General features: G+C 65.2%; 5 protein-coding genes and 1 pseudogene. 3 read left to right on the forward strand and 3 right to left on the reverse strand.

What is annotated here, in order from left to right; all coding sequences use genetic code 11:
- On the reverse strand, positions 1-1,572 hold a 1,572-nt coding region (locus ACFFC4_RS16205), incomplete at its 3' end, for an NB-ARC domain-containing protein (RefSeq protein ID WP_375502714.1).
- A gap of 882 nt (positions 1,573-2,454) precedes the next feature.
- Here ACFFC4_RS16205 and ACFFC4_RS16210 point away from each other — a divergent pair.
- Both ACFFC4_RS16210 and ACFFC4_RS16215 read left to right on the forward strand, forming a co-directional pair.
- Entirely contained in the window at positions 2,455-3,084 is a 630-nt protein-coding gene (locus ACFFC4_RS16210; RefSeq protein ID WP_375502716.1) for a LysE family transporter, read from the forward strand.
- Between the two features lie 195 nt (positions 3,085-3,279).
- Complete coding sequence (locus ACFFC4_RS16215) at positions 3,280-3,717, forward strand: VOC family protein (RefSeq protein WP_375502718.1); 438 nt, start codon at positions 3,280-3,282, stop codon at positions 3,715-3,717.
- Between the two features lie 447 nt (positions 3,718-4,164).
- Here the strand turns inward: ACFFC4_RS16215 and ACFFC4_RS16220 are convergent, their stop codons facing one another.
- Both ACFFC4_RS16220 and ACFFC4_RS16225 read right to left on the reverse strand, forming a co-directional pair.
- Positions 4,165-4,617, reverse strand: a complete 453-nt coding sequence (locus ACFFC4_RS16220) for a hypothetical protein (protein ID WP_375502720.1) — start codon at positions 4,615-4,617, stop codon at positions 4,165-4,167.
- A 356-nt stretch (positions 4,618-4,973) separates the two neighbouring features.
- Positions 4,974-5,579 carry a hypothetical protein gene (locus ACFFC4_RS16225; RefSeq protein WP_375502722.1) on the reverse strand — a complete coding sequence of 202 codons (606 nt, stop codon included), beginning with the start codon at positions 5,577-5,579 and terminating at the stop codon, positions 4,974-4,976.
- Between the two features lie 168 nt (positions 5,580-5,747).
- On the opposite strand from ACFFC4_RS16225, the pseudogene ACFFC4_RS16230 reads away from it, so the two are divergent.
- Positions 5,748-5,862, forward strand: a pseudogene (locus ACFFC4_RS16230) (antitoxin); the annotation flags it as partial.

The raw sequence follows: 5,862 nt of genomic DNA on the forward strand, positions 1-5,862 counted from the left end.
GGTGCGCCCCGCCGAGTGGTACGAGGAGGCCAGGTTCGCCCGCGCGGTCAGGGTGTCCCGGTGCTCCGGGCCGAGCAACAGGGCGCAGATTTTCACCGTTCGCGCCGCCAGCTCGGAAAGAGTGGTTGTTTGGCCGGCGTAGAGCAGATACCCGACGGCGCGGTTGCACAGGCCGGCGAGCGGTGTGGATTCCGCGAGAAGAATGTCGCGCTGCGTCGTGAGCACCTCGAGGTGTCGTATTGTCTGCTGCCACTGAAGCCAGTTGGCTGGCAGGGCTTGGTCGCCAGGCTCCGCCGCATGCAGAGCAGCGGCGGCGTTGACGGCAGGTCGACGGTCACGTGTAGTCACGAGGTCGTCCTGAACCACCTTCTGCAGGAGACGATGGACGGCGAAGTGGTCGTTCTCGACGTCGCCGAGGCTGTACGCGACCAGAGCCGCGACTGCCTCGTCACGCGCGTGCCGGCGACCCGCCATCCCGCCATCGACAACCTCATCATCGAGAGCCTTCGTCGCCAGCACCGCGTCGTCGTGGGTGTTGGTGAGGACGTCGAAAAACTCGAGAGGGATGGCGTCCGGGTCTAACAGGGCCGCCATGTTCAACACGTCCGGTGCAAGCCGAGACCGCTGGCCGGCCGCAGTAATTGACACAGCCCATGTTGTTGCGACCGTCTTGGCGTAGAACGCATCGGGGGCGCTCGCGAACAGCGTCGCGGCGGGTAGCGTCTGCAGCCGGGACTGGTATTCCGCGAATTTTGGCCCGCCGTTGGACAGCGCGCAATACGCGCCGGCGTGCGCAAGCGCGAGCGGCAGGCGCCCCAACGCGACCGCCAACGCGGACGCCTCCGTAGCGTCGCTGCCGTGATCCGCCCCGGGATCGCTGGAGGGAAGCGGCCCGCGCCCGCTGCGGCGCAGCAGGTAGTCGACAGATTCCGGCAGCGTGAACACCTCCACCGGGCAGGCCCGGCCAAAGTCGCCCGCCAGACCGCGATCGCGGGTGGTCACCAGCACTCGACCACTCCCGCAGGATGGGCACCACTGCGTCAACGCCGCGGACGATTCCACGTTGTCCAGCACGATCAGCCACGGGCTGTCCCAGGCAGCCAGCGCTGTCAGCATGTGTTGGGCGCGCTGCTCGATCGTGTCCTCAGGATCAGTCAGACCCAACTCATCAGCCAAGCCCGCAAGATCCGCGGCCGGGTCAACAGCACGGATCCAAGCGACCAGGTCGTACTCACTGGAATGCGCCTCGAGGTAGGCGGCTGCGACCTGAGTTTTGCCCACACCAGGAAGTCCCATCAGTACCTGCACCGCCGGAGCTGAAGCCACCGTGATCGCCGGCCACCCTGCGTGCAGATCGGCGAGCGCGCCCTCACGTGCCGTGAACGACTGCGTCTTGCGCGGTACGCGAAATCGCACCCGACGCGGCACCACTCTCGCTACACGCGCTGGCATGACGATGTTCTGCACATTTCCATCGCCCTGCTGAACGATCATCTGCTCAGCCGTAGCAGCGAACGTCGGATCCGGGCCGCCAATCGACTCGAACGACGGCGTGCCGCGTTGCGGATCCACATCACGTCTAGACGCGCGGCCACGCGGGAACGGCATCGAACTACCCGCCGAACGTCACGTTCTGCGTACCGCCACTCTCACTCTGCTGAAGCCCACTCACCGTCGCAGCCCTCACGCTGAACCGCGACCCTGTGCCGCTGGAGTCCGCGTCCACCGCCATGTCACGGGTGGACCACCACACTCCCCACCCGGTCGCGAGGCCAGCCGCCACAGTCGCGAATCCGACAGCCAACACCCACCGGTCACTCTCGGCCAGCTGCGAAAAGACATGCGGCCCCGCCAGGTACGCCAACATCAGACCCGCCGCGAACGATCCCACGACAACGACCAACGAGATCATCCAACGTGATGCCCTCACCAAAATGATCCCCCCAGCGAGCCGTCCCACCATCATGTAAGACCAGCCTAACCGCGCGCGCGCAAGATGCCCGACCCCTCGCACCAGCCGTGAGACACGATCCGCGACATCGCATGACAGCCGCAGCCGTCCCGTTTACAGATCCCAACTGACACAGGTGGCCTGGCGCGCGCCGATCAGCATCGGCGAACCGCGCGGGGTGCGAGACCGTTCCGTTGCCGGGCGTCGATCGGGACGCGTTTCCCGCCGTTCCTGGTGTTCCGGGCACGCTGCGGTCGTCGAATGTCGTGTAGGCCGCCATGCGTGTCGCCGGGGCGGTGGACGCGCCGCAGATCAGCGCTACCCGCTCGACCGGCGACCTCCCCGAGTGTGTCGGACCCCGAATATTGATGGCGGGCAGCAGACTGCCGGTGCAAGAGTTGGCTCATGACGACGCTGGGCTCCGACCTATTTGTCTCCGCAGACGCGTTGGACTCGGCCGTGCAGCAGCTCGCGGGAGGTGGAAGGCGCGTCCTGCAGCAAGCGTGACCAGCGCGCTGGTCGCCGGGGCAGTTGCGGGTTACGGAGTTGCCCTGCCTGTCGGCGCCGTTGCGACCTATCTCGTCGGCTTGGGTGCTCGCGAACCGTTTCCAGCGGCGGCGGCAGCTGCGCTCGGCGTTGCCACTACCGATGGCCTCTTCGCGCTGGTAGCGGCCGCCGGCGGCGTCGGCTTGCAAACGTTCCTGCGTCCCGTCTCAAGACCGCTGACCTATCTGGCCGCGGCCGTGTTGATTGCGCTCGCCACTCGAACGGCGGTCGCAGCCGCCCACCGCCACCGCCACAGCTCGACCGGTGCTGACACGGGAATCGCTGCAGTGACCCCCCTGCGGGCTTATCTAGCGCTGGTCGCGCTTACCGCGCTGAACCCGAGCACACTCGCCTACTTCGTGGCTCTCGCGCTGGGCGGCCAGAGTGATGATCGCGGCCTGACGATCGTCGCAGCGGTCGTGTTCGCCTCGGGAGCGTTCCTGGCCTCGGCGAGTTGGCAATTGGCCCTCGCCGGTAGCGGAGCGACGATGAGGCGCCTGATCACCGGGTCGCGTGGACAACTCACGGTTGCCGCAGTCTCCGCGGCGATCATGGCCGCCCTCGCGGCCCGTCTGATCGTCTCTTGATGTGACCGCAGCGTCTGCACGGCGGTAATCCCAGCTAACGGTCGGCTATCCAACACGTTGTGTCCCGGCTGCGGGTCGACATGGCCGGGGGCGTTACCCACAAGCCGGTTAGCTTGCCGAGGTCCCGGGCGCGGCTGGATGAGATCCAGGGCCAACAACACCGAACGATCGCCCTGGCTCGGTAACGTGCCCCCAGTGGCCATCAAACTCGAGAACATCGGTATCGCCGTCCGCGACCTCGAGGCAGCGATCGCGTTCTTCACCGACCTTGGTCTGACCCTGCTCGGCCGCGACACGGTCTGCGGCGAGTGGACCGATACCGCGGTCGGTCTGGACGGCAACCACGCCCACATCGCCATGCTTGAAACGCCGGGCGGCAGCGCGCGCCTCGAACTCTTCCAGTACCTTCACCCCGACCCGATCGAAACCGAGCCCACCCGGCCCAACGAGATCGGCATGCACCGCATCGCCTTCTCCGTCGACAACATCGACGACGCCCTCGTGATCGCAGCGAAGCACGGCTGCCATCCGCTCCGTGGGGTGGCCACCTATCAGGACGTCTACAAGCTCACCTACGTCCGCGGCCCGAGTGACATCATCGTGATGCTCGCCCAGGAGTTGCAGAGGGTCTGACCCGCGGGTTGCTGCCGCACGGCGCACGACCCGAGCGGCCGCCCAGTGCGCCGGGCAGGGGTCTATCTCTAACGGCACCTCTCTGACCCCGAGGGGTTGACACAGCGAGGTGCCGTTCCAGGACAGTCCCCAGGCAGTGTTCACCCAACCAGTTCGGTCGGCATCGATCGGTGGGCGAGGTCGCCGCGGTCCTCGCACGTGGCGAAACGACGTTCTAGACGGTCGCCGTGGGACGCGGCGTTCATGAATGCGTTGTGGTCCGGTCAGCGATTAGCCCGGTCAAGGGTCCCTGATCGGGCAGGCGCGCTCAACGCGTCGATGAGAGCGCGGTAGCGCTCAACGCGGCACGAGAGGTTAGGGAACCCCGGAGCTCGACGGGTCGCTCAGCACGCCGCGACGCTGCGCCAGGTCGTGACCGACTGGCCGCGGCCGACTCGACTGATACGACTATTTGCGTAGCGCGGCATGGACCTCTTCGACGCTGAAGTTCCCTTGCATAAACGACCTCAGCGCAGCTTGCGCGTCGTAGAACGCTCGAGAGTAGAATTCCAAGTAAGCTTGTGGCATATGCGGCAGTAGCGTTGGCGACTGTTGCTGCTCGCGGGTCAGGAATGCGGCCTGCACCCCCAATGATTCGAATACAGCATAATGTCGTAGCACCGGTCTAATCCCGGGAGCAAAGATTTCCAGAGTGGGATCGACCCGCCTGACGACATCAAGTAACTCTCCGACGTGACGGTCCCAAGCCTTGCGCGTCTTCTCGCTCGAGTCAGTACAGAAATCTTCGTAACAGCGCAAGCTATCGCTCATCGCGGCATAGAGCGTCGTGATGTCTCGAACGAGCACCGCTCGAGGGGCCGAACGCTCCCTCCAGCGTTGGTCAAGCATCTCGACGATCATGGTCCACATCTCGCCGCCTCCAGGTAATCACCGCGGTCGCCGGAATATCTCATGATGTTAGTGAGGTTCCGGACCCTGCTTCGGCCAGCAGTCGCGATGGCGTCAAGTCGTGAATCTTCTTCAAGGTCACGTGATTTTGAAGGCCGTGGCTACGCCACTTCAGCTAAATCAAGCACGATGTCGGCCACGCGCGGGACTGGCTGCGGTGCTCGCTCATCAAGCTACGAGCGGTTGGTTGATCATGGGCTTCCCATCGCGGCTTGGCGCCGCAGAGGGATCCGCTTGCGGGCGGTATGAGTTGCAGCACCGATCGGCTAACTGGCCAATTCGCATGCCTGTTGGCTCCGGATGGTCGTCTACATCGAGAGATCGAGAAGATCAGGCGGGTTCGTGCCGACCATGTTGTGGGCCAGAGCAAGCATTGCTGCCTCAGCATCAGTTCGCTCTCGCGGTCGCTGCAACCACTGTTCGGTGAGCGTGGCGGTCCGACGGAAGACGGTTGCGATTGGCCATCGGTCATTCACGTATGCGGAGTACCAGGCAAGGCATCCGACCTCGACGACGAGCGGCACCACGCCGAGGACAGCGCGGGCCAGGTGAACGCGGGCGACGACCTTTAACGCAGATTCGCCGTCGACCTTGCCAGTGAGGTCTCGGATGAGTCGGTCTCGCAGCTCGATCGAAGGCCGGTCGTCTCGGCGTCTAAGAGCATCGCGGGTGTGCGGTGGTTGTGCATCGAGGCGGGCGAACGCGGTACGCACGGGTCCGGTCAGTCCCTCGGAAACCTCCTCTTTCGCTGTCGAGGCAAGGCTCCATACGCTGGCTTCTGGAAGCAGCGTGTGCGCTGCTTCCAGAACCAGTCCGCCCCTTGCCGCCGGCCGTGGGGTCGGCCGGAGGTCGACCTTTGGTGGGCGCCGTGCCATTCCCTCCGCCGTGCCCAACTCCAGCGCGACCCAGGCCAACGTCATCAGCTCATCGTCGCAGCTCTTCCCTGATGGCCCCGTAGGCGCTCACGCTTTATAACTGCAAGGCACCGTACTGCCCGATCAACGATCCCCTTCGGGCTGCGCAGGCAATAGCGCTGCCGCAGTGCTATCGTGCGATATCATCGGGTGACGGGAGTGGTAACGATGAGCGATGTGCTGATCCGGGACGTGCCGGACGAGGTCCTGACCGCTATCGACGCGCGGGCAGCCAAGCTGGGAATCTCGCGAGTCGAGTACGTACGTCGACGGCTGGCGCAAG

The sequence above is a fragment of the uncultured Jatrophihabitans sp. genome (assembly GCF_964244045.1).
Classification (GTDB): domain Bacteria; phylum Actinomycetota; class Actinomycetes; order Mycobacteriales; family Jatrophihabitantaceae; genus Jatrophihabitans.